Origin of the sequence: Vibrio sp. 10N.286.52.F8 (genome assembly GCF_041468745.1) — a bacterium.
GTDB lineage: Bacteria > Pseudomonadota > Gammaproteobacteria > Enterobacterales > Vibrionaceae > Vibrio > Vibrio crassostreae_C.
Genome location: NZ_JBFRJF010000010.1, coordinates 417,167 through 432,747, shown reverse-complemented (window position 1 = coordinate 432,747; position 15,581 = coordinate 417,167). Strand labels below are relative to the sequence as shown.

Annotated in this window: 18 protein-coding genes and 1 other RNA gene; 10 read left to right on the top strand and 9 right to left on the bottom strand. The window is 45.5% G+C overall.

What is annotated here, in order from left to right:
• Positions 1 to 50 precede the first annotated feature (50 nt).
• The gene (locus AB4133_RS06060) at positions 51 to 764 is read left to right on the top strand and encodes an oxidative stress defense protein (RefSeq protein WP_057622276.1); all 714 of its coding nucleotides are present in this window, start codon (positions 51 to 53) and stop codon (positions 762 to 764) included.
• A 116-nt stretch (positions 765 to 880) separates the two neighbouring features.
• Here AB4133_RS06060 and serA read toward each other — a convergent pair whose 3' ends face one another.
• The 5 genes from serA to zapA form a co-directional block, all read right to left on the bottom strand.
• Positions 881 to 2,110, bottom strand: a complete 1,230-nt coding sequence (serA, locus tag AB4133_RS06055; protein WP_055319631.1) for a phosphoglycerate dehydrogenase — start codon at positions 2,108 to 2,110, stop codon at positions 881 to 883.
• Between the two features lie 260 nt (positions 2,111 to 2,370).
• Complete coding sequence (gene rpiA / locus AB4133_RS06050) at positions 2,371 to 3,027, bottom strand: ribose-5-phosphate isomerase RpiA (protein ID WP_017059057.1); 657 nt, start codon at positions 3,025 to 3,027, stop codon at positions 2,371 to 2,373.
• A gap of 124 nt (positions 3,028 to 3,151) precedes the next feature.
• A complete protein-coding gene (locus AB4133_RS06045; protein WP_017059056.1) occupies positions 3,152 to 3,751 on the bottom strand; it encodes a 5-formyltetrahydrofolate cyclo-ligase in 600 nt (199 codons plus the stop codon).
• A gap of 6 nt (positions 3,752 to 3,757) precedes the next feature.
• Positions 3,758 to 3,941: non-coding RNA, 6S RNA (gene ssrS, locus AB4133_RS06040), on the bottom strand.
• An 11-nt stretch (positions 3,942 to 3,952) separates the two neighbouring features.
• Entirely contained in the window at positions 3,953 to 4,261 is a 309-nt protein-coding gene (gene zapA, locus AB4133_RS06035) for a cell division protein ZapA (protein ID WP_004735366.1), read from the bottom strand.
• A 308-nt stretch (positions 4,262 to 4,569) separates the two neighbouring features.
• Here zapA and AB4133_RS06030 point away from each other — a divergent pair, with 308 nt between their 5' ends.
• Genes AB4133_RS06030 through AB4133_RS06020 form a run of 3 tightly spaced genes read left to right on the top strand, consistent with a single transcriptional unit; the run spans position 4,570 to position 7,583 of the window.
• Entirely contained in the window at positions 4,570 to 5,145 is a 576-nt protein-coding gene (locus AB4133_RS06030; RefSeq protein WP_372224069.1) for a YecA family protein, read from the top strand.
• A gap of 24 nt (positions 5,146 to 5,169) precedes the next feature.
• Positions 5,170 to 6,348 (top strand): 2-octaprenyl-6-methoxyphenyl hydroxylase, encoded by a 1,179-nt coding sequence (gene ubiH / locus AB4133_RS06025; protein WP_017059054.1) that lies wholly within the window; start codon positions 5,170 to 5,172, stop codon positions 6,346 to 6,348.
• A gap of 11 nt (positions 6,349 to 6,359) precedes the next feature.
• Complete coding sequence (locus AB4133_RS06020) at positions 6,360 to 7,583, top strand: FAD-dependent 2-octaprenylphenol hydroxylase (RefSeq protein ID WP_102321427.1); 1,224 nt, start codon at positions 6,360 to 6,362, stop codon at positions 7,581 to 7,583.
• Positions 7,584 to 7,706: 123 nt separating this feature from the next.
• Here the strand turns inward: AB4133_RS06020 and AB4133_RS06015 are convergent, their stop codons facing one another.
• From AB4133_RS06015 to ygfZ, 3 genes are all read right to left on the bottom strand, one after another.
• Positions 7,707 to 7,913, bottom strand: a complete 207-nt coding sequence (locus AB4133_RS06015; protein WP_009847660.1) for a DUF1107 domain-containing protein — start codon at positions 7,911 to 7,913, stop codon at positions 7,707 to 7,709.
• A 557-nt stretch (positions 7,914 to 8,470) separates the two neighbouring features.
• Positions 8,471 to 8,932, bottom strand: coding sequence for an aminoacyl-tRNA deacylase (locus AB4133_RS06010; RefSeq protein ID WP_029235114.1), 462 nt, complete (start codon positions 8,930 to 8,932; stop codon positions 8,471 to 8,473).
• 4 nt (positions 8,933 to 8,936) lie between these two features.
• Entirely contained in the window at positions 8,937 to 9,908 is a 972-nt protein-coding gene (gene ygfZ, locus AB4133_RS06005; protein ID WP_017059051.1) for a tRNA-modifying protein YgfZ, read from the bottom strand.
• 167 nt (positions 9,909 to 10,075) lie between these two features.
• On the opposite strand from ygfZ, the gene AB4133_RS06000 reads away from it, so the two are divergent.
• Together AB4133_RS06000 and AB4133_RS05995 are read left to right on the top strand one after the other, a co-directional pair.
• Entirely contained in the window at positions 10,076 to 10,336 is a 261-nt protein-coding gene (locus AB4133_RS06000) for a succinate dehydrogenase assembly factor 2 (protein ID WP_004735374.1), read from the top strand.
• The gene (locus AB4133_RS05995) at positions 10,284 to 10,703 is read left to right on the top strand and encodes a protein YgfX (protein WP_346763701.1); all 420 of its coding nucleotides are present in this window, start codon (positions 10,284 to 10,286) and stop codon (positions 10,701 to 10,703) included. The genes AB4133_RS06000 and AB4133_RS05995 overlap by 53 nt, the downstream gene beginning before the upstream one ends.
• A 100-nt stretch (positions 10,704 to 10,803) precedes the next feature.
• On the opposite strand, the gene nadB is transcribed toward AB4133_RS05995, so the two are convergent.
• The gene (nadB, locus tag AB4133_RS05990; protein WP_017059049.1) at positions 10,804 to 12,420 is read right to left on the bottom strand and encodes an L-aspartate oxidase; all 1,617 of its coding nucleotides are present in this window, start codon (positions 12,418 to 12,420) and stop codon (positions 10,804 to 10,806) included.
• 389 nt (positions 12,421 to 12,809) lie between these two features.
• Here nadB and rpoE point away from each other — a divergent pair, with 389 nt between their 5' ends.
• Genes rpoE through AB4133_RS05970 form a run of 4 tightly spaced genes read left to right on the top strand, consistent with a single transcriptional unit; the run spans position 12,810 to position 15,464 of the window.
• Positions 12,810 to 13,388: an RNA polymerase sigma factor RpoE gene (gene rpoE / locus AB4133_RS05985; RefSeq protein WP_008223963.1), complete on the top strand. Its 579-nt coding sequence runs from the start codon at positions 12,810 to 12,812 to the stop codon at positions 13,386 to 13,388.
• A 26-nt stretch (positions 13,389 to 13,414) separates the two neighbouring features.
• Positions 13,415 to 14,038, top strand: coding sequence for a sigma-E factor negative regulatory protein (locus tag AB4133_RS05980; protein WP_171732419.1), 624 nt, complete (start codon positions 13,415 to 13,417; stop codon positions 14,036 to 14,038).
• The gene (gene rseB / locus AB4133_RS05975; RefSeq protein WP_372224068.1) at positions 14,035 to 14,997 is read left to right on the top strand and encodes a sigma-E factor regulatory protein RseB; all 963 of its coding nucleotides are present in this window, start codon (positions 14,035 to 14,037) and stop codon (positions 14,995 to 14,997) included. Before AB4133_RS05980 ends, rseB begins: the two co-directional genes overlap by 4 nt.
• Entirely contained in the window at positions 14,994 to 15,464 is a 471-nt protein-coding gene (locus AB4133_RS05970; protein ID WP_017059046.1) for a SoxR reducing system RseC family protein, read from the top strand. The genes rseB and AB4133_RS05970 overlap by 4 nt, the downstream gene beginning before the upstream one ends.
• Positions 15,465 to 15,581: the final 117 nt, after the last annotated feature.

Below are 15,581 nucleotides of genomic sequence, written 5' to 3'. Positions count from 1 at the left end.
ATAAATTGCTCTATGATGAAAGGACATTTGTTTAGCATAGGTCATACCTAATGAAGCTTGTACCAAAGATGTTAGCAACGTCTCTTACTCTTACTGCGGCGTTGAGTGCTGTGAGTTTTCCATCATTGGCTGACTCTCCATCCTTTCCTCATATTTCAACGACAGGCTATGGTGAAGTGATCGCTACACCTGATATGGCGACATTCTCTGTGAGAGTCGTGGAATCGACGATGACTGCTGAACAGGCTAAAAATACCGTTGATAAAGTCGTGACAGGCTTTCTAAACAAGCTGCATCAAGCTGGTGTTGATGAGGCGAGTGTACACAGCTCTAACCTGTATTTATCTCCTCAATATCATTACCCGAAAGATGGCAAACCGGAACTGGTTGGCTACCGCGCCTCACGTAATGTGACCGTTCAAGTGACTGAGCTAGCTAATCTTAATGAGTACATGGATATTGCGATTGGAGAAGGCATTAATCAGATCGACAACATCCAACTGCAAGTTCGCGACCAAGCTAAGTATCAAGAGCAAGCGCGCTTAGAAGCCATCAAGGATGCGCGATCGAAAGCTAAATCATTAGCGAGTGGGTTTGAGCGTGAGTTGGGTGATGTTTGGCGTGTTGATTACAACGCACAATCTTCTCAGCCTGTGTTAATGCGTTCAATGGCGATGGATGCGAGAACAGAGTCGAACTCTTATGAAGACTCAACGATCACCATTCGCGATCGTGTTAATGTGATCTACCAGATCGAAGAATAAGATAGCGCGATAGAGGCTTTTGGATCATGGTGATCTAATTACCTACGATAGGCCAAATACTAAAAAGGCTCTCATAATGAGAGCCTTTTTGTTTTTACTAATATCGAGTTCGATGATTAGTGAAGTAGACGAGCACGGATTGTGCCTTCGATCTCTTTCAGTTTAAGCAGTGCTTCTTCTGAACGATCCGCTTCTACATCGATAACTACATAACCCATATCAGCCGCAGTCTGTAGGTACTGACCCGCGATGTTAATGCCTTCTTCAGCGAAGATGGTGTTGATCTGAGTTAGGATACCTGGGCGGTTTTCGTGAATGTGCAGCAAACGAGACGTGCCCGTGTGTAGCGGTAGAGATACCTCTGGGAAGTTAACACTTGATAGCGTAGAACCGTTATCAGAGTATTTCGCTAGCTTGCCAGCCACTTCAACACCGATATTCTCTTGTGCTTCCTGAGTTGAACCACCTACGTGAGGTGTAAGAATCACGTTGTCGAACTGCATCAATGGCGACTCAAACGGGTCTGCATTGGTTTTTGGTTCTGTTGGGAAAACGTCGATCGCTGCACCTGCAAGGTGACCAGAATCTAGAGCGCCACACAGAGCAGGAATGTCTACCACTGTGCCACGTGCTGCATTGATAAAGATAGAACCAGGCTTCATGCGCTCGAACTCTTCTTTACCCATCATGTCTTTTGTTTCGTTGGTTTCAGGGACGTGTAAAGAGATCACATCACACTTATTCAGCAGTTCGGTCATGGTATGAACTTGCGTTGCGTTACCCAAAGACAGTTTGTTTTCAATGTCGTAGAAGTAAACACGCATGCCAAGGTTTTCAGCAATAATACCCAGTTGAGTACCTATGTGACCGTAGCCAATAATACCTAAACGCTTACCACGGGCTTCGTAAGAGTTGTCGGCACTCTTTTTCCAGATGCCACGGTGTGCAAGCGCGTTCTTTTCTGGAATGCCACGTAGTAGCAATAGAACCTGACCAAGAACGAGCTCAGCAACGCTTCGAGTGTTTGAGAACGGTGCGTTGAACACAGGGATACCGCGTTTTGCTGCTGCTTGAAGGTTGACTTGGTTAGTACCAATACAGAAACAACCGACGGCAACCAGCTTTTCAGCTGCATCAATAACTTCTTGGGAGATATTAGTGCGAGAACGAATACCAATGAAATGAGCATCTTTTACTGCTTCAAGAAGTTCATCTTCCGGTAGCGAGCCTTTGTGGTACTCAATGTTTGTGTAACCAGCGGCTTGCAGTACTTCTACAGAAGAAGGGTGAAGACCTTCTAGAAGTAGAATTTTAATTTTTTCTTTTTCCAGTGAAACTTTGGCCATTGTTCTCGTCCTTAAAATGGAAAGGTTGGGCAAATGCGGCGCACGTGCTACAAAATGGCTGAAAGGGGAACAAATTCACCACTTTGTTAGGAGACAAACGTTTTCCCTGTGCGTCTTCTGAACAATAAAGTAACAAAAAAAAAATGTTTTGGGTAAGAAAATTACGGAATAAGACATAATTTTACAGCAATAAAGCAAAAAAAACGGCGCCCTAGGGCACCGTATGTAATGAAGTAACAGAAAACTCAATCTTCTATTATTTATTCTTCGATTTTTGCACCTTCAGGCGTGCCGGTGATAACCACATCAGCACCACGGTGAGCGAACAGACCAACCGTCACCACACCAGCTATACCATTGATGATATCTTCTAGTTGTTTCGGGTTTTCGATCGCCATGCCGTACACATCTAGGATCACGTTGCCGTTATCGGTTGTGCAGCCTTCGCGGTAAACTGGGTCACCACCAAGCTTAACCAACTCACGTGCCACGTATGAACGTGCCATTGGGATTACTTCAACAGGCAGTGGGAATTTACCCAACACATCAACTGCTTTAGTACCGTCAACAATACACACAAACTTATCAGAGATAGCCGCTACGATTTTTTCACGAGTCAAAGCAGCGCCGCCGCCTTTGATCATATCGCGAGTTGGGTTGATTTCATCTGCGCCATCAACATAGATGTCTAGCTTAGCGACATCGTTACACTCATACACTTTGATCTCTAGCTCTTCTAGTCGCTGCGTTGAAGCAACAGAGCTTGAAACCGCACCTTTGATTTTGTCTTTCATTGTGCCTAGTGCGTCGATGAAGTGATTTACTGTAGAGCCAGTACCTACACCTACAATGCTGCCTTCTTCAACATATTGAAGTGCTGCCCAGCCAGCTGCTTTTTTCATTTCATCTTGAGTCATGCCATTCTCCTGAATAAGGTCTTGCGCTTTGAATTGATCGTTTGCGTAATGATGAAGTTAACGTTTAGATATTGAGTTAACGTTTCTATATCGAGGTTAACGTTTGCGGCGCGATTATAGCGCTTTAATGGTTGTTTTCCCATTGCCAAGTTTTACTCGGAGTCACGATTTTAGGTAACGGAATGTCCCATTCTTCAATCGGTAGCGTATCAACATGTTGGCAATCATGAGCCAAACCAATAGGAGCTGCACCTTCGCCCGTCTCGAACCACTTTGCCAAGGTGCGATCGTAATATCCGCCGCCCATACCTAAACGATGGCCATGGGAGTCAAAGCCGACAAGGGGCGTAAGAATAAGGTCGAGTTGCTGACAAGGTTTAACCAGCATTTGATTGAGCTGAGGTTCGACAATACCGTACTTATTCAAGACCGTCGGTGTGGTTGGCGAGTAGTGTAAAAACAGCAGGTGCCCGGCAGAGAAGGGGTGCAATACTGGTAAATAAGTTTGCTTACCTTGCGCCCATAACCATTCGATTAAAGGCTGAGTATCGAGTTCGCCATCGATAGAAATATAGAGGGCAATATGCTGAGCAGACTGAATTTCATCAAGCTGCATGCACTGCTTAACTAAGTCGATACCGGATTGAGTTTGTTGGTCGCCAGATAAGGCATTGCGTTTGATACGGATCTGTTTGCGAAATTCGCTGCGTGTGAGCGTCTTCATAAGAAGGGATACCCCAAAGTGCCGTTGAGAATAGATGGCCCTTGAACCAGCGAGTTCAAGGCGGATCAGCAATGATTACCGTAGGCTTCTCGGTCGGGCCGAGCATGCTCAATAGCACTCAAGTACTAACCCTTAGGGATTGCTTATCGGCTCGGGGACGTGAATCCTCTGACAAACACTCCAGGGTAAATTTTGTGTACGCTATTGCTGTCCGTGCTTAACTTTACTGAGGACATCTGAAAGTGATGTCGTGAGCTGTTCCATTCGCTCGGTCAGTGCGTTTTGTTCATCATTTGCTTCAAACTTCTTGGTTTGTAATTCGTAGCAAATATTCAGAGCTGCGATAGTCAGCAGCTTCACTTCATTGGTTACCTTAGTACGTTCAGCCATCTCTTTCAATCGATTATCAAGATCGGCCGCCGCTGCAATCAATGACTCTTCTTGCCCTGGTGGACAATTCACTCGAGTCAGTTTTCCTAATATTTCAACGTCTACCGCTTGATTACTCATGATGGATGAACTCTTTAACGCGCTATTTTAAGGCTGTTGCCCTTCGCCATTTTTTGAGAAAGAAAAAGTGCAAGTACCGATGAGGAAGCAATCTCCTCTGAGGGAGAAACTATAGGTAAACCGCTATTAAGATTCAAGCTTTTCAGAGTGACTGTTTGTAAATGAGAGCTTGAGCACACAGTAATTCAGCAAATTGAACAATTGGTAGTCAGTCATCCTTCAATTGCTGGGGATCGATGCTTACCAGAATTGGGGTGAAGTGGTACGATTATACTATCGATATAAAGAATAACTGAGCGAGCTATCTGATGAGCGAAACTACTTTACCTGACTACCTAACGGTTGCGACTGAACTTCAATCGGCAAGTCTAGCCGTAACCCCTGCTGAGATGCATGGTTTATTAACGGGTATGTTAAGCGGAGGCTTAAACCTTGCAGATAAAAGCTGGCAACCACTGATCTTCGATTACACCAATGAAGGCATGGGCTGGCCAGATCGCGCGCTAACGCTTGCGGAAGCAACACTGAAAGTCACAACCAGTGAAATCACAGGCTCAGGCATGGAACTGTCTATGCTGCTGCCGGACGAAGACGCAAGCGCAAGCCTATTTGACTTGGCTGATGGTGTGTCTGATTGGATTAACCATTTCATTTCTGGTCTAGGCTTGGTTGGCGCTCAATTGAACAAAGCGTCTGACAGTACAAAAGAAGCATTAGCTGATCTAGAAGAGATGGCTAAGCTAGGCATTGACGAAGAAGATGATCTGGAAGAGCAAGCGCAGCTTCTAGAGCACGTTATTGAGCACGTAAAAGCGTGTGCACTAACGATTCATGCTGAATTTGGTGCTCGCCCATCTGAAGATGCGGCGCCTACCATTCATTAATTCGTTGGCCGGTTTGAGGTTATGATGGCTCAGTATGATGTTGTAATTGCTGGTGGCGCAATGGCAGGGGCAACCTTAGCCCTTGCTTTGAATCACCTAAGCCAAGGTTCACTGTCGATTGCGGTAGTGGAGCCTTATCAGGTTGATCATCAAGCTCACCCTGGGTTTGATTCTCGTTCGATTGCTTTGTCCTATGGCACAGTGCAGATCCTGGATTCTTTGCGCTTATGGCAATCTATCGCTCCGGTCGCGACCCCGATTAAAGATATCCATGTTTCGGATCGCGGGCATGCCGGAATGACAGACATCTACAGTGAAGAGCTTGCTGTAGATGCGCTTGGCTACGTGGTCGAGTTAGCAGATGTGGGTCGAATCTATCAGCAGAAACTTGAATCAGAAGCGGCAATTACCATGCTTTGTCCTGAGTCTGTTAGTAAAGTTGAACGTGAAGAAGCGTTGACGACGATTGAACTGACAAGTGGGCAAACAGTAACCACTAAGTTACTGGTTGCTGCTGACGGTGCAATCTCAACCTGTTGCCAACAGCTCAATATCTCATTGAGTGAGCATGACTTTGAGCAAGTCGCTGTGATTGCCAATATTGTGGCGAGTGAACCTCACCAAGGTCGCGCATTTGAGCGTTTTACCCATCATGGGCCAGTTGCTCTATTACCGATGAGTGACAACCGTTTATCGCTGGTTTGGTGTTTAACACCAGAGCAAGCACAAAAAGTGATGACGCTAAACGACAATGAATTTCTTGAGCAATTGCAGAATGACTTTGGCTGGCGACTTGGCCGATTAGAGAAGGTCGGCAAGCGCGCGAGTTACCCTCTGATTCTTCGTCACCGACAGCAAAATATCTCTCATCGATTTGCCATTGTTGGTAATGCTGCTCAAACGCTTCACCCAATTGCGGGGCAAGGCTTTAACCTAGGCATCCGAGATGTGGCTTCCTTGGCAGAAGAGTTGTGTACCCAGTTAGATGATGTAGGTCGTTACCGTGGTCTTGTTAACTTTAGAAAGCGTAGAGAACAAGACCGAGACGCAACGATCACGTTGACTTCAAGCCTAGTTCACCTGTTCTCAAACGATTATATGACCGCTCGCATTGGGCGTAATCTTGGGTTAGCCGTAATAGATAACCTTCCACCACTTAAAGGTCCACTTTTGCGTCATACGCTTGGCCTAGTAGAAAGATAAGGTAATAAATAATGATGCAAAGTGTTGATATCGCGATTGTTGGTGGTGGCATGGTTGGCCTAGCGCTTGCTGCTGCCCTAAAAGACAGTGACCTAAGAATCGCTGTCATTGAAGGCAGAGCGCCTAGTGAAGGGCTGAGTGAGCTGCCTGATGTGCGTGTATCCGCGTTGAGTCGTTCTAGTGAAGTGATTCTTCGTAACCTAGGTGCATGGCAAGGTATCGAACAAAGACGCGCTGCACCGTATCAAGCGATGGAAGTGTGGGAACAAGACAGTTTCGCTCGTATTGAGTTTGACTCGACACGCTTGGCTCAGCCTAATCTTGGTCATATCGTTGAAAACCGTGTGATTCAATTAGCGCTGCTTGATCAGGTTAAGAAACAAGACAACGTCAGCCTGTATATGCCCGCAACGTGTAAAACGATGGCGATTGGTGAAAGTGAAGCTTGGTTAACATTGGACAATGGTCAAGCACTGACAGCTAAGTTAGTTGTTGGAGCAGACGGCGCAAACTCTTGGGTTCGTAAGCAGCAAGATATCCCATTAACACATTGGGATTACGGACACAGTGCGATTGTCGCGAACATCAAAACCACAGAGCCGCACCACAGCGTTGCTCGTCAAATCTTCACGCCTCAAGGCCCATTGGCATTCCTACCAATGCAACCAAGCAACATGAGCTCGATTGTTTGGTCTACGGAACCAAATCGTGCCGAGAAGCTGGTATCCATGTCGGATGTTGATTTTAATAAGCAGCTAACGGCAGAGTTCGACTCGAAGCTTGGATTGTGCGAAGTGGTTGGTGACCGTTTTGCCTTCCCACTGCGCATGCGTTATGCGCGTGACTTTGCGGTAGAGCGTGTGGCTTTGGTTGGTGATGCTGCTCATACCATTCACCCATTAGCAGGGCAGGGTGTGAACCTTGGCTTATTAGACGCAGCAAGCTTAGCGCAAGAGCTGTTAAAGCTATGGTCTGCGGGTGAGGATATTGGCACCAAGCGTAATCTTCGCGGCTACGAGCGCTGGAGAAAAGCAGAGGCGGCGAAAATGATTGCTTCAATGCAGGGCTTCAAAGATCTGTTTGAAGGCGATAACCCAGCTAAGAAGCTGATTCGTGGTATTGGTATGAAGCTAGCGGGCCAATTACCGGGTGCGAAAGATGAGATCATGAAGCGCGCACTGGGTTTGTCTGGCAATCTTCCTGACTTAGCTAAGCGTCCAGTGACTCATCGATAATGACATAGTGTTCTGGTGGTTTATCGAATCATCATTGATACGAAAATTGGTACGAAAATTGGTACGAAAAAAGGGTTGGCATAATGCCAACCCTTTTTGTTTTTAATTCTGTAGATAATCAGGTCATGCGTACGCGCAGCGCAGTTTCATGATTTCACTATTTATTTCTTTCACTGTTTGAAAGTGACGTTTTTCTGCTCGGTCTGGTAGCACTAGCTTACCGTTATCAAACTCAAATTTTCCTACGCCGTAAATGTAGATTCGTCCTTTGAAAAGTCGACTTACATGTTTAGCAATCATACTCGGTGTATAGCGCTTAAACAGTCTCATTCTTAATTATCCTTATATTTACCTAGCCTGCATATTATAGAAAAACTCCGAGATAATAATTGTGATAAGCATGGAGTTATATGCAGTAGCGTTGACGTTAATTAGATATTTGTGCTGTTCTAAGCACTTTCTTCAGTAAATATCTATTTTTACGTGAGCTCCTCCCCAAAATAATACTGAGTAGTGAACTGCCGTGAACTTTTCTGTTCAGTATTAAGCAGTGATAATGTTACAAGTATAAGAATAGGCGGGATTTTTTTGTTTGTGTAATCAAATTGTAAATTTCGGACAAAAAAAAGCCCGTCTAAAACGGGCGAATAGTCACAGATGCATTACACAAAAGTGGATACTGATGTTACTCAGTGGATTCACTTGCACTGATTTGCTTAATAGCTAGTCAGTAAATTTACAATAACGCAAATTTAACTTTGTGACTACTTATGCTTTTATTTTGAGTAACTATTTATTAATGGTGTGTTCTTCTTATGACGAGGTTCACACTAAAAATGTACTCAATGAAATATTAAAATGAAGTTTGCGAAGCATGATCTAAACGATCATCGACTGATGTCCGCGACGGTCGGTGCACATAGCGCCATAAGATCATTGAGATCCAGCGCAACGCCAGCCATTCGGTCGCCGGAGCTAATGGTTACGGTCGAGTTGTTTTGAATGGAAGGATCAAAAATGATCGGCATGTGTCTCTTGAGAGCGAGCGGACCAACACAACCCACTTTAAAACCGGTGATCGCTTCAACATCAGCGAGCGACACGCAGGTCATTCGACGGCAATTCAGTACCGAGCGTACTTTCTTGGGGTCGACAGAGCGATCGCCAGCAGTACAGGCTAACGCATACTGGTTGCCCATATCCTTGAGCAGGATGCACTTCACCATTTGAGAGGCGTCGATGCCTCGCTCTTGTGCAGTTTCTTCAATGCTGGTGGTTGGCTTGCTTTGCATCAGCAGGCGATAATTCACCTGCTGTTGATCCAGCCATTGTGTAATCTGCGTTTCCACGTGGTTACTCGTCGTCAAGGCTGTACGGCAGTGGCAGGATATTCCATGTTTGATCAGGCTGCGCGGTCAGTCGCAGCTGAACATCGTCATCAAGGTTGTTTGGCAGTACCATCAAACCAATCGCTCGGTTATCAGCAAATTGATAGACGTTTAATAGTCGGCCTGCGCCACGCCAGTTCTCACCCACACTACGTTCCAGTTCAATAGGGTTTTCTAACGACAGCACGTCCGCAGTTGTGCCCGACACAATGCGCATCTCACGCTTGTTCATGCCACGGTACTTAGCACGAGCAACCGTTTCTTGACCTGTGTAACAGCCTTTTGAAAAGCTGATACCGCCAATCGCTTGCAGGTTAAGCGCTTGAGGGATGTGCTCGTTTTGCTCTGCTTTCGATAGGTTAGGCTGAGCATCAAGAATTTCATGATATTGCCAAAGTGTTTCTGATACTTTCTCCGCAGCGCTGTTTGATACCAAGGCTTCAGCGGCTTCTTCTGTCACAAGTAGAGCCCAGCGATTGTCTGAGACTTTAACCGCTGTGCCACCAGAGATAGCACGCACGTTACCTTGGCCTTCTGAAATTGAATCAATATATTGATCCGCAGACGCGCCCATCACACCGATAACAACATCTGTCGTTTGCTCGATATCAACCTTAGAGAACACGGCGTATTTTTTGATTTCGACCAGCTCTACTTCAATCGCAGATTTAGGCTGCATGAGTGCGTAACCGCCATTGTGATGGAACAGGCGGAAGATGCTCCATACCTTTCCTTTTGCATCACAGTGCGCGCCTAACGTGGATTCATCATTAGGAAGAGTGACGACATCGCACGTTACTTGACCCTGTAGGTACGACTTTTTGTCATCGCCTATCATGGTGATTGCGCTCCAGTCTGACACGTGTGTCATCATCAGTTCTGGAAGCGATTCATTTTGCGTATGAGCGAGTGGCTGAAATGTGTTTTTCCAATCCATTTTATCTTTCCTAAGAATTTTATTTGGCTCTATGTTAATCCGGTTCTGTTTCTTTGTCAGCCTAGGTTTTTTTGTGAGCTTAGATAGGGACTGTGACTCACATAGTAGTTACAGGGCGTATGACTTGTTACACTCCGAGAAAGAAAAATTATAGGTGAGGATAGCCAATGTACACTGCAGAGCAGAAAGCACGAATTAAATGGGGTTGCCGTCGCGGCATGTTAGAACTTGATGTAGTCATCATGCCATTTTTCGAAGAGTGTTTTGATTCATTGCAAGAGCAGGAACAGCGCGAGTTTGTTTCTCTATTAGAGTGTGATGACCCAGATTTGTTTACTTGGGTGATGGGACACGGACGCAGTGAAAACCTAGGCCATGCATCAATGGTTGATAAAATTGTCGCACACAACCTCAGCAAGGTTCGTTAAGCTCCAGCTTAACCCTTCATATTCCGCATTATTCGCAAAGGGCACTGTTTTCGGGTGCCTTTTGTTTTTCATCGTCCTGTCTTCTATTCCACTTGTTGTCAGCCTTTATTGCTTGGCACTGCTGATTCATCTGCTTCAAACTAATCATCTGATTTTGAATAGTGCCCATGGCCGTTTTGATTATAAAGAGGATGGTGATATTCGACTCAATGACCGAACTTACCGACTCAAGTCCGTTGATAAGATCTGGGCGCAGTTCTTCGTTAAATTACAGTTTGAATGTGGGCACTCGGTACTGCTTTGGCGAGACAGCTGTTGCGAGCGCGAATATCGTCATTTTCTGGCGAACTTACAACGAACACGCTAGATAAAAGAAAGCGTTAGACAAAAGAAAAGGGAGCTCTCGGCTCCCTTTCGTTTAATCATTTCCGCTGACGGCTAATTCGCTAAGCACGTTTAACCAATTATTATGATTGGCGTTTCTCTGGCGTCAGAATCGTTGGGCCACTGTCTTCAGCAAGTTCAGGGTAATCCAACGTGTAGTGTAGGCCGCGGCTCTCTTTGCGCTGCATTGCACAACGAACCATTAGCTCTGCCACTTGTAGCAAATTACGCAGTTCTAATAAGTTATTCGAAACCTTGAAGTAGCTGTAGTACTCATGAGTTTCTTGTTGCAGCATCTGAATACGGCGTAATGCACGCTCTAGTCGTTTATCCGTTCGAACAATGCCCATGTAATCCCACATGAACAGGCGCAGTTCGTGCCAGTTGTGTTGAATGATAACTTCTTCATCACTGTTGGTGACTTGGCTTTCATCCCATGCTGGCAGTTCTGCACACAGTTGAGATTGGTCGATGTTCTCAACGATATCTTTTGCTGCTGCCCATGCGTAAACCACACACTCAAGCAGTGAGTTAGAAGCCATACGGTTTGCACCGTGTAAGCCGGTGTAGCTCACTTCGCCAATCGCATACAAGTTCGTTAGGTCGGTTTGACCCTGCTTATTAACCATGACACCACCACACGTGTAGTGAGCGGCTGGTACGATAGGGATCGGCTCTTTGGTCATATCGATGCCCAAGTCCATCAAGCGAGTATGGATCATCGGGAAGTGCGCTGTGATGAATTCTTCAGGCTTGTGGCTGATATCAACATACATACAGTCGGCACCCAAGCGCTTCATTTCGAAGTCAATTGCACGAGCAACCACATCACGTGGCGCCAGTTCACCGCGCTCATCGAAGTCCTTCATAAAGCGAGAACCATCTGGACGACGCAAGTAAGCACCTTCACCACGCAGTGCTTCCGTTAGTAGGAAGTTACGCGCTTCTGGGTGGAATAAACAAGTTGGGTGGAACTGGTTGAACTCAAGGTTTGCCACACGACAACCCGCACGCCAAGCGATAGCAATACCATCACCTGAAGAAACATCTGGGTTAGAGGTGTATTGGTAAACCTTTGAAGCGCCGCCTGTTGCTAATACAACAAACTTAGCGCGCACGGTTTCAACATGTTCTTGGTTACGGTTCCAAATGTAGGCACCGATCACCTTGTCTTTTGAACCACCAATCTTATCTTCCGTGATCAAATCCAGCGCATTGTGGCGCTCGAAGATCTCGATATTTGGGTGGTTGTTGACGTTATCTTGTAGTGAGGTTTGCATCGCCATGCCAGTTGCATCGGCAGCGTGCAGAATTCTGCGGTGACTGTGGCCACCCTCACGAGTGAGGTGATATTTTGGTTGGCCTTCTGTGCTGTTCTCATCTTTATCAAATGGAACACCACCATCAATCAGCCATTGCACACACTCTTTCGCATTTTCAGCAATGAATTGAACTGTATCTTCTTCGCATAACCCAGCCCCAGCGATTTGAGTATCCTCTACATGAGACTCAATACTGTCCGACTCATCGAACACCGCGGCGATACCACCTTGTGCGTAATACGTCGATCCTTCGCTGCGTGGTCCTTTGCTTAATACAATTACTTTTGCATGTTCTGCTACGCGTAAGGCTAATGACAAGCCTGCCGCACCACTTCCTACCACTAATACATCACACTGATGTTCACGGTTTGCGTTCATAAAACTTATTAAATCCCGGGCTATAGTCGAGTTGTCCACTCTCAATTGACTTTGTCTTGTTTTAGGAGTTTGGCTAAGACTGTTATAATCTCTCCAGAGTCATCCTTAAACGCTATGCAAAATCAATATATAGACAGCTATCTAGAAATATTTAATTGCTCAATACCATTGCTTTTGCTCAAGTTTCCCCAAATTGATAGGGATAGCTATTTTTATTACATCACATTGTGAAACAATAATGGCAAATAATTTTAAGAAAGTTGGAACTTTCGGTATTTGGCTTAGTCACAATAGTGCTCTTGTAGACGGTGGTGTCAATACTACATTTCGCATAATTAGTACCCATATCTGTGAAGGTGAGGGTTATAACAATAGGAGTACCCGCTCGAATGAACGAGCAGCTAACCGATCAAGTGTTGATTGAGCGAGTTCAGAGTGGAGATAAGCAGGCATTTAACTTACTAGTGGTTAAGTATCAAAACAAAGTTTGTAATCTTATCTCTCGATACGTGAATAATTCCGGTGATGTACCTGATGTAGCACAAGAAGCTTTTATTAAAGCTTACCGCGCGATACCTAACTTTCGTGGCGAGAGTGCCTTCTATACATGGTTATACCGAATTGCCGTGAACACCGCTAAAAATCATATCGTTGCCCAAAGCCGTAGGCCGCCAGCAACCGATGTAGATGCAGAAGATGCAGAATATTACGAAACAGGCAGCGCGTTAAAAGAAATATCGAACCCTGAGAACTTAACGCTGTCTAAAGAATTGAAACAAGTTGTTTTTGGAGCGATTGAAGCGCTACCAGAAGACTTAAAAACTGCAATGACGTTGCGAGAGCTCGAAGGTTTGAGCTACGAAGAGATTGCAGAAGTAATGGATTGCCCTGTAGGAACCGTACGTTCGCGTATTTTCCGAGCTCGTGAAGCGGTGGAAAAGAAAATCAAACCTCTTTTGCAACGCTAGAACTTGTAATAATTATGGTGAAAATAATGGCTGATAAAGAAAAGCTTTCGGCACTCATGGATGGTGAAACGATCGATAAAGCTCTCATTGTAGATCTCGAATCTGATCAAGAAAGCATGGATACTTGGCAGAGTTACCATTTAATTGGTGATGTTATGCGTGGGGATTCGCCAGAAACTCCAGAGTGGAACATTGCTAATAGTGTAGCGGCAGCGCTTGAGAACGAGCCTGCATATGGTTCAATGTCGAACCTGCACCAAGTGAATGTTGAACCTACTGTTGCTCCAATTGAAGAGCAACCTAAACCTCAGCAAGCGAAGCGTCAGCTTCCGGCGTGGTTACAACAGTTTGGACAAGTTGCCGTGGCAGCGTGTGTTTCATTAGCTGTTGTATTAGGTGTTCAACAATATGGTGGTAGCGACCCTGCAGCACCAGAGCAGTTGCCTGTACTCCAGACGATTCCATTTGCCGGTTCTGCGGAACCAGTAAGTTTAACGCGTGACTCTGTTGAGAAACCAGCATCTGAAGCTAACTTGCAAGAGCAGCGCAAACGCGTTCATGCATTGTTAGAAGATTATGAGCTGCAGCTAAGATTAAACAGTGATGCATCGCCAATGCAAGATGCACATCTAGAATCGGACATTGAATGAAGAAAATCCTGGTCAGTGCACTGACACTGTTCAGCTTGATGTCTCCAACAGCCTTTGCAGAGGAAACCACTGCAAAGGCCTTGTTGCATCAAATGAACGAGGCCAGTCAGCATCTAAATTACGAACTCTCCTACATTTTGATAAAGAAGAGCAGTATTGAGCCTCTTGTTTATCGCCATGCGGTTAACGACGACCAACAACTTGCACACCTTGTTTATCTAAGCGGCCCTGTTCGTGAAGTCATTCGACGTGGCAACGAAGTTAGCTACATCGAGCCGGGTACAGAGCCATTTACGATTCAGTCAGGCAGCATGGTTGCGCCTGTTATTCCGATGATTAATCGAGATATCGAATCTCTGAATCAGTACTACGACTTTGTGAAAGTTGGTCGCTCTCGTGAAGCAGGTAGCACCACTCAAGTGCTGCGTGTCGTGCCGAAAGATGGCCTTCGCTACTCTTACGTGGTTTGGGTAGACGAAAAAACGAATCTTCCTTTGCGTGCCGACCTTTTGGATCGTGATGGCGAAGTGCTTGAACAGTACCGCACTATCTCTTACGTGGTGAACGATAAGATTGCTGAGGCTATGGGTGGCTTGAGCCAAGCTCAATTGCCGAAAGTTTTATCATTACCGGAAGGCTTAGTGAATGAAACTAACTGGCAAGCGTCGTGGATTCCTGAAGGGTTTAAATCAAAAGAGCTTAGCCGCTATCAAATGGCTGCGACCGATAAAATGGTTGAAAGTCAGCTTTTCAGTGATGGACTGTTTAACTTTTCGGTTTATATCGCGGAAAAAGATGAGCATTCATTGAAAGGGCAGCTGGTGCGTCAAGGGCGTAGAACCTTGCACAGCTTAGTGATTGGCGATAAAGAGATCTCTGTGGTTGGTGACATTCCGCCGGCAACTGCAAAACGTATTGCTCAGTCAGTTACATTTAATAAATCGGTACAAGCGCAATGATGACCGCGCTGGCGACCGTTAGCTCGGTTGAACAAAAAGGTAAGCAATACTTTGTTCAATTGAGCTGCGAACAACAAACCAGTTGTAGCAGCTGTTCTTCTCAAAAAAACTGCGGTACGGGTATTGTGACCAAGGCTGTTGGCAATAAATCTTTGTTTTGGCAGCTTAAAACCAAAAGCTTAGTCAAAGCTGGACAAATCGTAGAAATTGGCTTTCCAGAAAAAAGCCTACTTCAGTCGGCGGCGATTGTTTATCTCATCCCACTTTTCATGTTGATGATTGGTGCTGGTTTTGGGCAACTCTTGTTACAACCCTTACTCCAGGGGGGCGAGGGCATTGTTATCTTAAGTGCAGCACTGTTTACTGCTGGTGGGATTGCCTTAGCGAAGCGGTTAGCCAAACCCATGGAAGACAAATCCAAGCAAGAAGTCGTCTTGATTCGAATCCTAGGTGAGTCTCTCGTCTAATTTATGATGCTTCTTGCCCTTAAATTGGGTAGAATCTGCCAACTTGATTGAAATGCCGCCACCAATGCTGACTGTAGATTGGACGCGTCGCGGCTTTCTTATTATCCCTATTCAAAG

Excerpts from the sequence above, each read along its gene's own strand:
- AB4133_RS06015 (WP_009847660.1), bottom strand. The coding sequence starts at position 7,913 with ATGAGACTGTTTAAGCGCTATACACCGAGTATGATTGCTAAACATGTA.
- AB4133_RS05970 (WP_017059046.1), top strand. The coding sequence starts at position 14,994 with ATGATGACCGCGCTGGCGACCGTTAGCTCGGTTGAACAAAAAGGTAAG.
- AB4133_RS06020 (WP_102321427.1), top strand. The coding sequence starts at position 6,360 with ATGATGCAAAGTGTTGATATCGCGATTGTTGGTGGTGGCATGGTTGGC.
- zapA (WP_004735366.1), bottom strand. The coding sequence starts at position 4,261 with ATGAGTAATCAAGCGGTAGACGTTGAAATATTAGGAAAACTGACTCGA.
- rseB (WP_372224068.1), top strand. The coding sequence starts at position 14,035 with ATGAAGAAAATCCTGGTCAGTGCACTGACACTGTTCAGCTTGATGTCT.
- AB4133_RS06030 (WP_372224069.1), top strand. The coding sequence starts at position 4,570 with ATGAGCGAAACTACTTTACCTGACTACCTAACGGTTGCGACTGAACTT.
- rpoE (WP_008223963.1), top strand. The coding sequence starts at position 12,810 with ATGAACGAGCAGCTAACCGATCAAGTGTTGATTGAGCGAGTTCAGAGT.
- nadB (WP_017059049.1), bottom strand. The coding sequence starts at position 12,420 with ATGAACGCAAACCGTGAACATCAGTGTGATGTATTAGTGGTAGGAAGT.
- rpiA (WP_017059057.1), bottom strand. The coding sequence starts at position 3,027 with ATGACTCAAGATGAAATGAAAAAAGCAGCTGGCTGGGCAGCACTTCAA.
- serA (WP_055319631.1), bottom strand. The coding sequence starts at position 2,110 with ATGGCCAAAGTTTCACTGGAAAAAGAAAAAATTAAAATTCTACTTCTA.
- ygfZ (WP_017059051.1), bottom strand. The coding sequence starts at position 9,908 with ATGGATTGGAAAAACACATTTCAGCCACTCGCTCATACGCAAAATGAA.
- AB4133_RS06060 (WP_057622276.1), top strand. The coding sequence starts at position 51 with ATGAAGCTTGTACCAAAGATGTTAGCAACGTCTCTTACTCTTACTGCG.
- AB4133_RS05980 (WP_171732419.1), top strand. The coding sequence starts at position 13,415 with ATGGCTGATAAAGAAAAGCTTTCGGCACTCATGGATGGTGAAACGATC.
- AB4133_RS06000 (WP_004735374.1), top strand. The coding sequence starts at position 10,076 with ATGTACACTGCAGAGCAGAAAGCACGAATTAAATGGGGTTGCCGTCGC.
- ubiH (WP_017059054.1), top strand. The coding sequence starts at position 5,170 with ATGGCTCAGTATGATGTTGTAATTGCTGGTGGCGCAATGGCAGGGGCA.
- AB4133_RS06045 (WP_017059056.1), bottom strand. The coding sequence starts at position 3,751 with ATGAAGACGCTCACACGCAGCGAATTTCGCAAACAGATCCGTATCAAA.
- AB4133_RS05995 (WP_346763701.1), top strand. The coding sequence starts at position 10,284 with ATGCATCAATGGTTGATAAAATTGTCGCACACAACCTCAGCAAGGTTC.